This is a genomic window from Chryseobacterium sp. ERMR1:04 (assembly GCF_001297705.1).
In the GTDB taxonomy this organism is placed as follows: Bacteria; Bacteroidota; Bacteroidia; order Flavobacteriales; family Weeksellaceae; genus Chryseobacterium.
On record NZ_LIRF01000003.1, the window covers coordinates 1,360,744 to 1,376,297 of the forward strand.

10 protein-coding genes and 1 pseudogene are annotated in these 15,554 nt (G+C 34.1%); 2 read left to right on the forward strand and 9 right to left on the reverse strand.

Annotated features, from left to right (window positions below; all coding sequences use genetic code 11):
- The first annotated feature begins 57 nt into the window (after positions 1-57).
- Both AMQ68_RS25545 and AMQ68_RS06255 read left to right on the forward strand, forming a co-directional pair.
- Positions 58-687: an AraC family transcriptional regulator gene (locus AMQ68_RS25545; protein ID WP_241775064.1), complete on the forward strand. Its 630-nt coding sequence runs from the start codon at positions 58-60 to the stop codon at positions 685-687.
- Between the two features lie 90 nt (positions 688-777).
- Positions 778-1,317 carry a DUF3575 domain-containing protein gene (locus AMQ68_RS06255; RefSeq protein WP_054509708.1) on the forward strand — a complete coding sequence of 180 codons (540 nt, stop codon included), beginning with the start codon at positions 778-780 and terminating at the stop codon, positions 1,315-1,317.
- A gap of 231 nt (positions 1,318-1,548) precedes the next feature.
- Here the strand turns inward: AMQ68_RS06255 and AMQ68_RS06260 are convergent, their stop codons facing one another.
- The 9 genes and pseudogenes from AMQ68_RS06260 to AMQ68_RS06295 all read right to left on the reverse strand — a co-directional run bounded on the left by AMQ68_RS06260 (position 1,549) and on the right by AMQ68_RS06295 (position 15,461).
- A complete protein-coding gene (locus AMQ68_RS06260) occupies positions 1,549-3,504 on the reverse strand; it encodes an amidohydrolase (RefSeq protein ID WP_071254682.1) in 1,956 nt (651 codons plus the stop codon).
- Positions 3,505-4,290: 786 nt separating this feature from the next.
- Entirely contained in the window at positions 4,291-8,601 is a 4,311-nt protein-coding gene (locus AMQ68_RS06265) for a hypothetical protein (RefSeq protein ID WP_054509710.1), read from the reverse strand.
- Positions 8,601-9,620, reverse strand: a complete 1,020-nt coding sequence (locus tag AMQ68_RS06270; RefSeq protein ID WP_054509711.1) for a hypothetical protein — start codon at positions 9,618-9,620, stop codon at positions 8,601-8,603. Before AMQ68_RS06270 ends, AMQ68_RS06265 begins: the two co-directional genes overlap by 1 nt.
- Before the next feature lie 13 nt (positions 9,621-9,633).
- Positions 9,634-10,476: a hypothetical protein gene (locus AMQ68_RS06275; RefSeq protein ID WP_054509712.1), complete on the reverse strand. Its 843-nt coding sequence runs from the start codon at positions 10,474-10,476 to the stop codon at positions 9,634-9,636.
- A gap of 40 nt (positions 10,477-10,516) precedes the next feature.
- Positions 10,517-10,637 (reverse strand): annotated as a pseudogene (locus tag AMQ68_RS25550) (IS1595 family transposase); the annotation flags it as partial.
- A gap of 587 nt (positions 10,638-11,224) precedes the next feature.
- Positions 11,225-11,665: a lysozyme gene (locus tag AMQ68_RS06280; RefSeq protein ID WP_054509713.1), complete on the reverse strand. Its 441-nt coding sequence runs from the start codon at positions 11,663-11,665 to the stop codon at positions 11,225-11,227.
- Entirely contained in the window at positions 11,662-12,231 is a 570-nt protein-coding gene (locus tag AMQ68_RS06285; RefSeq protein WP_054509714.1) for a hypothetical protein, read from the reverse strand. The genes AMQ68_RS06280 and AMQ68_RS06285 overlap by 4 nt, the downstream gene beginning before the upstream one ends.
- A gap of 239 nt (positions 12,232-12,470) precedes the next feature.
- A complete protein-coding gene (locus tag AMQ68_RS06290; protein WP_054509715.1) occupies positions 12,471-13,787 on the reverse strand; it encodes an ATP-binding protein in 1,317 nt (438 codons plus the stop codon).
- A 162-nt stretch (positions 13,788-13,949) separates the two neighbouring features.
- Complete coding sequence (locus AMQ68_RS06295) at positions 13,950-15,461, reverse strand: hypothetical protein (RefSeq protein WP_123905621.1); 1,512 nt, start codon at positions 15,459-15,461, stop codon at positions 13,950-13,952.
- Positions 15,462-15,554: the final 93 nt, after the last annotated feature.

Below are 15,554 nucleotides of genomic sequence, written 5' to 3' on the forward strand. Positions count from 1 at the left end.
TCTACCTCTTTACTCTTATTTTATGATAAGGCATTTAAAAGACCCGCAAGAGAAAAAATGGGTAATTACCTTATTAACCATAATCTATTTGTTATTATTTGTCTGGCTTACTACCTATATGGCTGGTCTTTTTTTGGATTAGACATTTCCTCTACCATGAGCGTTCTGGCTTTATGTGCAACATTTGTAATGCACTGGACAGCTTATATAGGCATTTACAAATATAAATTGGCCAAAAACAAAGATGCTATCTACCATTTTTTACATCAAGATTCAGCTGTTTCTTATTCCAATCTGGAAATCATAGAAGATCATTCACCACAAGAATATAAGGAATCTATCACGGCCGATAATCTTTATTTTCAAAAACTGGAACTTCTTTGCAAAGATCAGCACATTTATACCGACAGTACATTAAACAGAGAAAAAGTTGCTGAGAAACTAGGCATAAGCGCAGGATATGTTTCACAAATTGTAAACACGATAACAGGAGACAACTTCGCTCATTATATCAATCAATATCGAGTGGAAGCCGTTAAGGAAATGATATCAAATCCGGAATATGAAAACTATACTTTGTTAACGATTGGATTAGAATCTGGGTTTACTTCAAAAACAACTTTTTATAATGCCTTTAAAAAAGTTACGGGCCAGACCCCCAATGAATATAAAAATACCATCAAATAAGTACCATTTTATCCATTTTTAAGGTTTTGAAACCTGCATTAATTTTTATTATTTGAGTTTTGCATTTAAATAATTCAAATTAATTTTTTTATGAAAAAAACCTTTTTACTAGTAATCATGTTGTTTGCTTTTTATTCTGTTAAGGCTCAAAATGAAACTGATGCCAATCCTTATCAGAAAAACAATGAAATTAGATTAAATGTAATCGCGCCATTATTCGGTGCTGTGGAAGTAAATTTTGAACGGCACCTCAACAAAAATTCATCACTGGGGATTGCTGCATTTTTTGTTTATGATGATAAAAAAAATGAAGATATGAATTACTACATCTCTCCCTATTACAGATATTATTTTGGAAAAAAATATGCTTCCGGTTTCTTTGTCGAAGGATTTGGAGCATTCACTTCCATTGATGGAAAAAAAATATACGCAGCAGATAATGTGACATTCACTGAAAATAAAGATGTTTATGATGTTGCGCTGGGTGCCGGGCTGGGTTATAAACTGGTCACCAAAAAAGGATTTGTTTTTGAAGCCAACGCAGGCTACGGAAAACTTTTGTTCAATGCAGACAAAACAGATCATGACGTGATGGCCAAATATGGATTGAGTGTTGGGTACAGATTTTAATATCAACGCTATCTAAAAACTGAAGAATGAATAAAATCCTGACGAGAGTTGGGATTTTGTTTCTGTAAATGCTTACAAATACATAGAAATTTAAGACGGAAAAAAAGCTCTAATTCTCCTTTAATCTGATCCAGAATAATGTAAAATTAAACCTAAAAAAAATCAGAATAGAAAATAATCTACTCTGATTTATATTTGGTCAACAAGCTAGGAAGCTCTTTTCAGAACCCGTTACCCATTTTCTGAAAAATTCATATCTTTTTCAGTTGCTAGCTTTCCAGCCTGATCTTTCACATATACACATACACCGCCCACCCAGGTTTCCAATACCGGAATATCCCGCATTTTCATGTATTGTGAAGATTGTGTGGTCAATGTAAGAGGATCCTGATCCAATATAACAAAATCAGCAAAGTGCCCATCATCTAATGAGCCCACCCATTTGTCTGCGTAACATTGCCAAGCAGCATCATACGTAACCGCAATCAAAGCCTGCTCAGGGGTAAGACATTCAGCGCTGTTTAAAACTTCAATGCTTGTTGTATGCTTTTCCATTATTCTGGTAATCGACTGTTCCATCATTCTCAAAGGTCCCAATGGGCTTACCTCATTGTCGCTGTGAAGGGTAATTCTCATACCAGCGGCAAGCGTTGAACCGCAAAGGTCGAGCATCTGTGCTTTTTCACCGAATATTACTTTCTTAAAAGCATATCCCCAGTAGCCTACATGACCAATAAGGAAACTTGGTGACACCCCCATTTGGAGCATATTGGTAATTTGATCTGCAGTCAGAAGTGAGCAATGTTCTATACGATTACGAAGCTCGGGACCTTTATACTGAGCAAGCGCACGTTGATATGCATTGATGGCAAATGTTACTGCCTGATCACCATTGGCATGAACCATTAGCGGCCAGCCTTTTACAGCTACTACTGTATTGATTAATGTATTATAACTTGGTGGAATCGTATGGGCAGGAATACCTGGCTGTGGAAAATTAAATATACCTGTATTATCTGCAGGACTGCATAGGTATGGAACACTCTGATAGCCCGTCAGCCCTTGGTTTGAACCGTCTGAAACCACTTTAGCATGCCCAAGATATGCAGGCTTATATTGATCGGGTTCTGTATAAGGTTTCAGTTGATCAACCTCATCCTGGCTGGTACAAAGATAGGCACCCCCCGTTCTCACCCGCTCAATATGAGTCTCGGAATATATCGTTAAAAGTATTTCTGAAATTTTATTCAGTCCGGCATCATACATAAAAGTAATGCCCCTGGAATTGGCCATTTTAAAAAGATCGGTAAGATGACTATTAATCTGCAGGCTCATTGCAATGATCTGTACCTTTACGGTCATCAATGCAGGGGTCATATGCAGACCTTCCTGTAGCTTACCACCGGTCTCACTAATATAATTCTCAACTGATTCATACTCGTTTCGCACCTCACTACTATGATTAAATACATGCTTTAATGCCGGAGTGTTTAGATAAAGCGTATGCATGGAAGCAGCTAACAGCATCATAGGGGTAACTTTATTAATACCATCAAGCACTTCATTATCAATATCCTGTAGCCCTACTTCACCATCATTTAACACAAAAGGCATTAATGACGGATCCAGTCCTTTCCCTAAGATAACATATCCCGGGATTTTAGGAATATCTTTGTTTACTATTGATTCAACAAAAGACAAATCATACACAGATCGTAAATTCTGCCCATCAAAAGGGCTCACATCCAGCCAATCATGCATTATTGCCGTAGGAATCATATGAACATGAGGCTCAATCAGGCCAGGGAGTAAAGTTTGGGTTCCTTTTAATTCTTTCTTTTCATATGCACCTGGATAGTTTGTGTCCATATAATTTTCTACGTCTTCTCCGCTGCCGGTTACAACAACCTTTCCATCAGCAATCCCAATGGAATCAACCTCATCCGTTGAACCTCCAATCATAGGCCGGATGGTTCCAGTTCTGATTGTTACTCCAGCTCCTATTCCTATCCCTATTCCTGTGCTGATCATTAGGGGTTGTCGATTTTCATGGCCCCTTTTTCCGGAACCAGGATTCATTTTCGTTAGATTTTCTGCACTGAAAATTTCTTCTTTAAGAATTTCCAAAACAGGATTGTTGCAAGAACAATGTGTGCACCCATGCGTGTGTTTGTGTGATTTTTCCATAGGAATGATTTAGTTTAATGGTATGTTTAAGTTTTAATGGTTTGTGTATTTATTTTAATGATACGCTTCCTTTATATCCATAGAAAGACAAGGCTGTCATCGGGTGAGGCCTATTATATGATTAAAATAAAGAAAGGATTATTTACAAGACATTATATTAGCGTAAATGCTTTTGTATGAATAATTTTCATTTATTTTCAGGTATTAGTTTGTTTTATAAAAATAAGAAAAAATATCATTACAATATTATTTTTATCACTAAATGATGATTAATTTTTATGACTAAGGATTTAATTTACAACACATTCTAACTTAATTCACAATTACAATATGTATTTTACAACAACTAAAGATGCATTATCTCTCAAAAATTTCTACTCTCTTACTGCTTATACAATACAAATTATAGCTGCAAGAAATGGATTCGGTTATCTAACTGTCAGGTTAAAAAAACAGGTTTGTTTTTTACTCCCCGAAGTTATACGCTGAATTTTTTCTTAAATGCAAAGGTCGGATTCAATTCATTTATTGATCAGGAAGCGGTCTTAGATCAAAACTATATAAAAGAAATTTTGATATGCTTGCCCTGATAATTTTCACAATCTTAAATAATTATTTTAAGTATATTCTTAACTCACACTATAATACAACACAAAATCCACAGTCAGAAAACTTTCGTGCTCTAAATGTGGACTTTATGTTAAATTAAATTACCGTGAGAATTTTTCAGTTTTTGGAAGATCATTTTTTAATTCCTTCCCTCTATAAAATATCTCTTATATTTTTTTACCAAATATACTCACACGGCAGTTGCTTTTCTGCAATCACTCTTAATGATTTAGTCACATACAATCTAAGGAAACAACCTGGCTCAATATTATATCTGGTCTGGCCTTGTATCAGAACTGCCATACTATAGCCTTTTGGATCAAAATTATAAATGACTATCTGTTGTTTTGGATAGATTTCTTTAAAATCAACAACCATTTTAATCTCTTCCCCAATAATATGGATAAGTCTATTTTTGTCGTTTACTACAAGGGAGCCATTTGAATTTACATAATATTCTTTTGGGTCTAATCTTATTTCTTTGTCTTCGTTAATTACTTCACACTTCAATTGAGCAATACTACCATCAGGAATAAATAAAGATTGTGGATCTTCATTTTCAGATTTGAAATTTCCTAAGGCTTTTACAGTTCCGTCTACGAATACCTTATTTTCATAATCCGCTTCTATACCAATACCGATCTTGTGGCTTCCTCTATTGAAATTAATACCTTCCCAACCATTAGCCCTGCTTGAATATTTATAATGCTTATCTTTCAGTACCGCTAAATAGAATTTATCATTTTCATTATATATACCGGATTCTCCACTACTAGAATTATCAACAATCATTAATCCGTTACCTGTATTATGAGTAAACTGCTGGTTTACTATCACACCATAGCTAGACATATAATTCCAGCTATCGATCATAGAAGGTGTAAGATTACCAGCATCCCAAATTACCTTCCCCTGAAATGTAGGCCTTGATCTTGTATAATTAACAATACCCTGGTTATCAATAGTCATGGCTATCAGAGGTCCCCCCGCAAATGAGTTCGTTGTTGCAAAAGCCATAGAGGTACCATCATAGTCATTGCTTCTTACATGTATACCAGCTTGTGCTCCATTGTTGGAGAAAAACCCTATAGATGCAGAGTATTGGTTATTGCTATCTGAACCACTTTCAGTTTCAATTAAAAAAGAATAGTCCGTTGGTGTATTAGTATTCCCCCAGCCTGTACCCGTATTTCTTGCTCTCCCTTTAATAACCTTAAGTCCAGTAATATCTTGTTGACCATCAATATTAACAAACTTACTAGTAACCCAGTTTTGTGTTGCTAAAAATACATAACCATCAGTTGCATGATATATATAAGGTGCTGCTGTTGATAAACCATTTGAAAATCCTAATGCCTGAGCATTCTCAAAAGATTTTACATAACCTGATAAATCAGAATGTTCAGCAAGCCTCTTCCAAGGTGTTTGATTTCCTCCATACCAAGTTTTATAATAAACACCTTGTTCTTTAGATGTTGGTACAAATAGAGAAAAACCTAAATCTTTTGATGTCTTAGAATGACCATTAAAACTTGCAAAAGTTCCTTCAATTATTTTATTGGCTAGCTCACCATCAAAATTAGCCCCTGAGTTACCTGTTGAAATACTTTGTAATCCATTTGTAACTAATTCAGATTGATTAGATATGCCCCCTTTATTTATATGATAATAATTATCTAAATCTGCCTGACTTGCAGGATTAAAATTTCCTTCATGGAATATCATCCATGATTGAGACCCATCTGCATTTTCTATCCTAGGATCGAGTCCATTCGTTCCTCTATTAATATAGACTCCTCCCCCAGATTTTTTATAAATCTTACCTCCTTCATAGAAGTTAACTCCAGAATTATCTAAATTAAAATTAATATTTCTATCTAAGTAAACACCATTTACATTAAGTGTATATATACTACCAGCTCCAGCATAATTAAACTGAAAATTAGTTGCAGACTGAAGTACTATATTGGGCAGTGATGGATTTCCTAGATATAAGATATTTCCTTGAGGATTGAATATCTGATTTCCAGTTAAATTATCTGAACCAACTAATCCTATATTACCATTTAAAGTTCCATTTTGAGAATATCTAAGATAAGCTTCATTATTTTTATTTCCTGGAACCCTTAATAGAATTTGATCCCCATTAATTCCATCCCATGATGTAGATAATAATCTTTTCTGAGTATATGAATCTCCAACTGTAATTAAGTCAGATACAGCTCCATTAAAATGGATAGTTTCATTCTTAGCGTAAAAAGTTTCTTTTATTCTAGAAAATACAGAACTATTTACTTCATAAATTTCAGCAAAAGCTAAACAGAATTCCATTGCAGTATCTAAACCTCCAACATAAACATGGCCTCCATTTCCAAAACTAGTTCCTGTTCCACATATAACTGCTCTAACATAAGTTTCCCATTTTCCAGTTCCAGCTCTTGATGTTAACCAACTAACTGAAGCATTATCTCCCATGTAGTTTTCAGCATTATTAAATGAATATCCTACAGGAAGTTTAGCCATAAATTTTTGGACAAATATAGCATTAGCTCTAGCATTAAATCCTAATAAAAACCCACCTAAACCTGGAGTAGCTCCATTACCATTATAATTGAATCTTAACTGCACTCCTGATTTATTTGGCAGATCAGATGCGACTTCTCTGGTCATAGTTATATTACCATTACCATGGTTATTATAAACAGATATATTATTGGTTCCATATCTAAATTCCTCATCTCCATATAAAGGATAAGCTCCTTGTAATGCAAGGTTAAGTAAAGAGAATGGACCCATCTCTGGATTAGTCATTGATGTTCTATCCCATCCAGAATATATCGTATTTTGAAAACCTATAGTTTTAGTAGAGTCTATTGTTTGAGCAGTATTGGTTGTGACATAACTTCCCAATTGAGAATTTAATGCATAATTTGCATTTACCCAGTTTTGAGTTGCAACCTCACTATTACCATAATAAAGCTCGCCACCATAAGGTTGGAGATTTAATCTATATGTCCTTTCTTGACCGTCAAACCTTTGTTGTTGTATATAACCTTGCCCATTTCCTTCTATCCAAAAGGCGGTACCGTAATTAGGTTTTGTTCCCCAAGCATCCTTACCATTACCTAGTATTAATTTATAATCAGTTCCAATAGTTCCTATATTTTGACTACCTACTGAATCTGGACTCATTACTGTTACAGCACCCCTTGTATAAACACCTCCTGACCTATGGATGTATGTTTTATAGTCTGAAGCATTTCCAAAATGAAATCCGATACCTTCTCCCATTACATCATTAAGTCCAGCGCCTTGAAAATAAGAAAGACCATCAGTATCTGAATCTCCAAAAGACCAAATTCTATTTCTTTGATTAGACTTATACCATTTATTTTGAAAACCTTCTGTTGTTTGAATTAAACCTCTTGAAAAAATACCCTCCCTTGGTATATAGGCTGAATCTGTATAGTCTGATGAAGCTAATAAGCCTCCTGATAAAATTATTTGAGAACCACTACCATTTAAACCTGCTATAGGTTTATCTGAATCTAATGCCCAATATCCACCTATATCTTTCTTCTCCCAAAATGTATTTCCAGAAATAAGATCTTCCTTTGTAAGGAGATGCTTTAAGTTAATTTGAACTCTCTTAATTCCTCCTGGGTCTGGATTATCTGATACAGAAGTAACCCTATTTCTGCCTTGCTCTAAACCTCCGTACCCCACAGTGACTTTTACATCAAACCCTTGCCAATAAGACAACGATTGAAACCAAAAACAAAGTTTACCATTTAGATTAAGAGCAATAATATAATTCCAATAATATAGAGTAGAATATCCACTTGTTGAATAGAGCGTATCAGCATAAATATAACCTTGTATATTTGCAATTAAAGGATTACCCCCACCATACATATTTCCTTTCATTTCTAAAAGGAATTGATCTCCACTGGTGGCAGAATAATCTATATCAGTTTCTATTAAAGTTCCCTGCGGAAAATTTCGTACTGAATGATACCATGAGTCTTCTTTTCTTCTTGAATCATAATCATTACCACCACCTGTCAAGAAAAAATTATCAGATGAACCATCTTTTTTAAACCCTTTTGCTGTTACATACGAATAGTCAGATATATCTGTATTTGTAAAATCAAAATTACCATTAGTATATTGAATAGTAGCCGTATTAGTACCCTGTTTATAAAATGTAATACCTGGGTTAGAACCATCATAAGACCTTACTTGTAATGCATTATTAGTATAGTTATTACCACCCTGTGTAATAAAATACTTAGTCCCTGTTACCTCTTGAATAGTGTCGGTAGTCATTAAATGTAAATCAGAAACTATTTCTGCATGTGTTCTTATGCTTATCTTTCTCGTTACAGAGTTCCAAACCAACACAGAACCAGTATCGTTTGGAACACTGTTCACAATGATCTCGCCTTCTACGGCGATGTGATTGTTAAAATATTCAGGAGCAATCATTAATCTAGTCTTGCGGTTAAAGTAATTCTATATTCACTCGGTTTAAGACGTACCAAAACATCTATTTGTACATCATTTGGAGATATAGGCACACAGCTTACATTTATTTTTCTATTATCAGCATTACGATAACAGATAAAATCCACATTCTGGGTACCCCACTGATGATTAATTATAAAACTAGTGGAATTATCATCTCCAATATTCACTGTCAGAGATTTAATCTTTGCATCTAAAACTGCTTTTGTAGATTTTGGAGTCATGGCTTTAACAGCATTGGCGCCCACAATAGCTTCAGCATCTGTAGCTATTTGAATCAACCCTTTCACAGTAGCTGTAGCATCTACGATGTCAGGAATACCTTTTTCTATAATCTGATAATTTTTAGGAGCATTGGAGGCATTATCAGTATTGGCAATAAGGTGATCACCAACAGAAACCGGTTCATTACCCACCCAACCATTGGTCGTAATAACCCATACCATACCTGTTTTAATGGTAGCTGATGTAACGGGTGACGGAGTTGTCATTGAGCCTTCAACAGTAGAAGGAATATAGCCGCCCGGCTGATAAATCAATGCGCCTGTAAGACTTTGCCCTACTAAGTTTTCAATATAATTTTTAATCTTATTAGATGACCAGGTAAACGTACCTGACTGAGTCGCATCATTCAGGAAAATAGATACAATATCTGCATTGGTAAGATTTCTACCTGCTACTTTAATAACATGCCCAGAACTATTGGTCAGAATCTGACTTAGCAATAGAAGCCCGCTTGTTTGATCTGTCTGAAATGGATTGTTGGTCAGTGGATAATCAGGATGTACGTAATTCTTGGCCAAATTAACCCATTCGGTTCCGTTCCATTGATGCAACTCACGTTTATAATCAATAATCCAGCCTGGGAGAGCTTTCTCCGTATTAGGAAATGTCTCAAAATATTGAAAACGCGTTTGTTGCAGCTCCCCAAAAAAATTATCCTGATGTCCGTTATTACTTATTACTGCGTTATTATTCATAGTTTTTATATTTTTATGGTTTAACTTTTAAAATGAGAATGTTTATTGGATTAATGATGTCGCTGAACATCTTAATCTCTATGATTTGGTTGGTTGCATAATCATCAACATTTATTTTTTTACCCGTAACACTATCACGGGCCTGAATGATCACATTTTCCGTTTCAAGGGTATTAGGAAATACCGCACTTCCGTTGATTTGTACCACTGCACTTGTAAGAGTCTGGGAGATAAGCAAAACCTTATCATAGATTTTCTTATTAAATTCCTGTTGATTTTTCGGGCTGCCTAACCCATCATAGTCAAGTAACAGCTTTACTTTATCTTCCCTTGATTCTCCTGTTGGAATAGCTTTTAAAGCTTCAATATCAGCACGATTTTTTTTTATAAAATCTACTATTTCCTGAAAGTCATTTAAAGACAGATCATTAGACAATAATATCCTTTTAATATTTTCTATCTTCAATGCTAAATCTTTATCCGCATCCTTCAACTCATCAACAAAACTATTTACTTGTATTTTAGTGTACACATTACCTAACTGATCAGAACTGTCAATCGTAGCAACATTGCTTATTCCAAGTTTACTTTTCCAGTCATTAACATGAGTTGAGGTTAGGTTACTAGCATTCAGCAAAGCCAAATATCCCGAATGGGCCTTTGGATCTCTTAAATGCTCTTGAAATGCTTCTGCACTGGCGAATAATTGAAAAATTTCTTCAAACCCTTCAATACCCTCCATAGGGATTAAGTCTTCTTTGTGATAAAAAGATAAAAATGTTTCTTTAAACTGCGTTTGTGTTGGAAAATCTCCAGTTTCAAACCAACTGAAAATTGTATGTAGTGGTGTACTCATTTGATGATTGAAAATTAGTTTTATGTATGCCCGTTTTTACTCATATTCCCGTAATACCTGCTAGTGTGAGCCTATTGAAGATTTTATTACCAAAATATGTCCGATTTAGTATGGAAAATGAACTCATATAAATACAGTTGAAGATATTTTCGTTTAATCCTAGGTAACACCGCAGAAAAACAACAGGATAAATATTTAATTAAAAGGATATTATTTAATCCTATGATCAATTACAGATATATATAATTAGTTTTGATAAGATTGATAATTGGGGAAAGGCTTATATTATTAATAAACCGGTTACTTGAAATAGAATTCTATATTTTTTTTGAGCAATTTTTGATTTCACACCTCTTTTATTACACTATTAATTAGTGAATTATTGATATTGTTATAATGTCAACCACTAAATCCGAGTTGTGGATACTTCTACCTCTTTTTGAATGGGTAACTTTTGGTACTTGGTAGTGTTTATTTCGCTCTTCAAAAGGTTCTTATGCTCCCCTTGTTATTATTTTTTTCTATAATACTTTCTGCTTACTGTCTTAAGTATAATATTTTTGAATTCAATTGCTATCTGCATTCTTTAGAACTCAAATTTCATATTTCTTTGGCTCTTATAAAAGTTTTTTGACCTCTCTATTCTGTAGTTGCAGTCACATGTATTTTTATGAAATCGGATGATATTGCTTTGTAATTTCAATATAATAAGTAACAAGGGTCTTCCCCACCTAATAGTGGGGATTGTTTATTTCAAAAAGAACAAATCAGCTTCAGCTTTTCTTCTCCTGATTAATCCATTTAACGTTTTTCCTCCGGCGGTAATATATCTCGTAGTAAACCAATCTTTAATAGTTGAGGCATCTGCTTTTTTATTGATTAAGGAAAACAGAGTGTCGGATCCCCCGGTATTGTAGGTGTGCGATACAAGAGCATCAAATTGATTCTGCGTAAGAGTTACTTTAATTTTACTATTAACTATTTTTTCGTAAGTTGGTAAAACAGATGAAAATAATTCAGTTCCTTTTTCTTTGCTAATCGCAGGATCTTTCATTGTGACTTTTTTCCCTCCTGGATAGTAAGTATTACCATAGCCAATTGTGGGAATTCCCGCTGAATCCAGGTAAGGCTTGGAGCTGAAGCCTTCAAATGATATAATAAGATTGATTCCTTTTTGTGATGTTTTCATTTTTTTAAATATTTATAGGTGAAAAAGATTAGTATTAAAGTGATTCCCAAAATAGTAATGAAAATCCAGGCTGCGACTTCAAATCCATTTACTTTAATTTTTTTTGTTTCTTCAGAGACTTCTGAAGCCGCTTCTTTGATTGTTTCTTTTGAAACCGTTCTGTGTGCTAAATCCTTAATACTATTATTAGATTTTTCTTTTGTAACCTCTGTTTTTTTATATTCAGCCTTTGCATAATGGTTACTGATGGCATATTTTGCGTTTCCTATGATAGAAATAAGTTGAATAGTATCGCCCCCAACGACATTATGAAAGACAAAGGGATTCGCTACATCAGATTCCCCTTGTATCAATAGATCTCCAGATATTTCATTATTCTTTTCATTGAGCAATACATTGGTAGATTTACTTTGACTGGTTTTCAGGTTTTGTAAGCTAAAAGAATCAACTTTTACTTTTTCGGATTCTTTTCTACTTTCTTTTTCAAGGGTTGTAATTTTATGTTTAGTACGGCAGCACAGTATGATACTACTCAGTATGAGCAATAATAGTATTTTCGCTTTCATCAGTTATATTTTTGAAATTAAATGAAATAATTAGGTTGGGAAGTAGGAGGCTTGAAAACAAGGCTATTAATAAAAAATCCTTGCGCCTTTTGAGGTTTTTAAACGATAATTTATTATGATGATGGCGGAGTAAAACCTATAATAGCTTCAAACCTCCTCTTTCAGCTCCCAACCGCTTATTTGAAACTTTTTTAGTAAAATAGATGTTGTGAGAATGAAATTAATTGAAATTTAAACTTTTATGTAAATATTTTATCTTCTTTTACATACTCTTTTTTGATACTTTCTAATAGCATCTCTACGCTTACTTTGTAACCAGGCTCTTCTAATGCAATTGTTTTTAAGCTTACATCTTGTATTATATTCATAATATTAGAACCGGTAAGTTCGTATCGTTTGGCAATTTGTTCTAAATCAATATCATCAAGCTGTAATTGTTCCGGTAAATTTTGCTGCCAGATACGCAGACGCTCTTCATGCTTTGGATTACTAAATTGTATACAACTATGAAAGCGTCGCATAAAGGCTTTATCCATATTATTTTTAAAGTTGGATGCTAGAATAATAAGCCCTGAGAACGTTTCTATTCTTTGTAATAAATAAGACACTTCCTGATTGGCATATTTATCATGAGCATCTCGTACATTGGTTCGTTTTCCGAAAATAGCATCGGCCTCGTCAAAAAATAAAATCCAATTTTTATTTTCTGCTTTGTCAAATAATTTAGATAATTGCTTTTCTGTTTCACCAATGTACTTTGAGACCAACATGGAAACATCAACTCTAAAAACAGGACGTTGAGTGTATTTCCCTAAAAGGCTGGCGGCAAGAGTTTTCCCTGTTCCCGGCTCTCCATAAAACAACACCCGGAAGCCAGGCTTAAGTTTTTTCTGCATATCCCAATCTTCCATAAGAATTCGGCTGCTATTGTACCAGGATTCAATACTTTGAAGTTCTTTTAATGTAGTTTGAGGAAGAATTAAATCGGTCCATGATCTACGGGTGTGTAGCTGCTCTGCCGGAAAATCATTACTCATTTTTGGTAATAATTCTGATCCAAAAATTATCGTATTAAAAGCCTCTTGAGGAACACTTATCTGGCTATTCATTGCTATATTCTCTTGAACTGAATTTGAAAAGACAATGAGCTCTTCTTTAATCAAAACCGAATTAGGATCGAAATAATCAAGTGCTTTCAATCGTTCTGAAATGCTATCTCCTCCTAAAATATATTGAACAGTTTGAATTGTTGAATAAAAGAGCCTCCCATTGTCATTAGTTGAACACAGGTCAAACAGAGGACTATTTGGAAATTCTAAATATATGCGCTTTAGCAATGATGGATCCAATCGTGGTAATAATGCCATTAATAGGATAATAACTTCTTGATGGGTAAACTCTTTCGCTGACATATAATCTCCCAATTGACAACCCGAATATTCATTAATACTAAATTCGGGCGCTCCTATATTAAAATATTCTGAAGAATTGTTGATACGCCATGTAATAACTTCTTCTAAATGAGTAAATAATTTTTGTAATTGTTTTGGTTCCATTGGTTTTTTTAGTCTTTTATTTTTTATGATTGTCCGTAATGTAGGTGAATTGCTTTCTGGATCTAATTACTATTTATAATTTACAGTCCAAAATTCATCCTTTTTTGCTCTTAGAAAAGTTTTTCACTTTCCCTATTCTATAATTGTAGTAGCTCTTATTTTCTAATCATAGACATAAATTTCAATAATTCCGACCTCACCTCCCATATCAATAGGAATATAAACTTCACCATGGGTAAGAATATTTAAGTTCACAAGGTCGTCATCAAATCGTACCGCCATACAATCTACCAGAGATGATTTTTTAAATGGTATGTTTATTTTACTGTTGATAAAAACTCTACCTTTAGGAAAAGCTTTTCCTAACATTCCAGTATAAAATCCAACATCATTACGCTTCCAGCTAATTTTTCCGATTGTATTTTCTAATTCTATAAATTTAGGTTCATAGGAATTTTCATCTGTTTGCAATAGAGCTCTGTAGATTTTGTAATTAGGTTTTACCCTCTCATCAACCCATCTTTTTTGAATAAATGAGTTGTCTTCATAGTTATCACCATAATATTCGGCTCCAACAACACCAGGACCATACGTAGGTGCTTTTACATCAATTCTATCTGACCCTTCCTTTAAGTTTATATATTTTTCTTTATCTTTTGTATCCTTATGCAATGATATTTGAGATGGATTTACAAGAATTTCACTTTTACTATCGCTCGATGGATCTCCTGAAGTCATGGCTGTATAGCCATTATTTACTGAAATAGAAGCTAATCCACTTTTAATTGCAACCACTTCTTTAGTAGAAAACTCAATATCTCTTGTTACAGGCTTTCCTGGTTCGGTACCTGATAAAGGAATATATCCTTGTGTGTTGCCAATACCATCAATTCTTTTCTCAACCCATCCTTTTTGTACAAATGAATTGTCTTGATAGTTGTCTCCGTAATATTCGGCTCCGAGCAAACCAGCCCCTTTTAAATCAGCTTTTATAACGATATGAGAGTTTTCATTTGAAATATCAATGAATTTTCTTTTATCATCTAAACCACTATTAAGAGAAATTCGATTTGGATTTACACTCAGATTATTATTCTCTGTTCTTAGCTCAACAACACCTTTTGAAATTGATACTTCTGCTGTTCCGCTGATAATTTTATTTTCTCTATCAATTGAAAACTCGATATCTCCTTTTACAGGCTTTCCTGGTTCGGTTCCGGACAACGGTATAGAATATTGCGTATTTCCAAGGCCCCCAATTCTTTTCTCAACCCAACTTTTTTGTACAAATGAGTTGTCTTCATAATGATCACCCCAATACCCTGTTCCCACTATACCTGGACCGTTATTATTAGAACCAACACTTATGTAGTTTTCAGAATCCGTAAAACTAATAAATTTACCATTTCCACCTACTGATTTACCCAGATACACTTTTGTTGCATCCATTCTAAAGTGAGCATTAGACAAATCAGATTCATTGGGACCAATATACATGTCAACTACCCCATTGTTTACAATAACATTAGCGTTACCACTTTTAATTCTGCTTTCAGTGGTCGTTGAAAATTCCATCACTCCCTTAAACGGAGAACCTGGTATCGTTCCATTAATCGGAATATAATTTGTAAAATCAGATAAAGGTTTATAACCTATCAAATTAGCATCGTTCATAACGGCTACTCTTTTAAAAGTATCATCAGCTAACAGAGTTCTTCTAATTTGGAGGTTTGAATCAAAACTCAAAGTTCTGTTAATGAAATCTCC